Below are 465 nucleotides of genomic sequence, written 5' to 3'. Positions count from 1 at the left end.
ATGTTGTGTTTCTAATAAGATGGAGCAAAATCAAGACAGACTTTAAGGCAAATAACGCCTTTAAGAATGGCTAAAGCAGATAGTTTCTTGCCTCTGCCATTGTTGTGAATGCTTTAATCTCTAACGTATGGTTCATAGAGTCATTTGCATCATCAGCAGAGTTGGGACTTATTGCTACTGGTGTCGCAGTACTGGGCAGTTGCATTACTTTGCGAAGCCAAGTGTACTGGCGCTTTGCTAGCTGTCTTGTCGCATATAATGCTTTATTTTGCATTTGCTGACAAGCAAGCACCTCGGTTTGGCTATCGGCCAAACTTGATTCAAGAAGAGGCTGAGACGCTTTATCTTGTTGTAATTTATTACTTAATGAACTGTCTAATTCGCCAAAAGCCTCGTAAAACAACGCCTTGTCTAAATGCGGCTGTTCAAATATTGGATGATTAGTATGCACGAGATATTCTAAGA

1 protein-coding gene is annotated in these 465 nt (G+C 40.2%); it reads right to left on the bottom strand.

From position 1 onward, the window contains the following. Positions 1-70: 70 nt before the first annotated feature. Positions 71-465 (bottom strand): hypothetical protein (locus AAEZ03_RS25885; protein WP_350582579.1); only part of this gene is annotated, 395 nt, incomplete at its 5' end.

The sequence above is a fragment of the Pseudomonas sp. HY2-MNA-CIBAN-0224 genome (assembly GCF_040310285.1).
Taxonomy (GTDB): Bacteria; Pseudomonadota; Gammaproteobacteria; order Pseudomonadales; family Pseudomonadaceae; genus Aquipseudomonas; species Aquipseudomonas helleri.
This window is presented reverse-complemented; position numbering and strand designations above follow the sequence as displayed.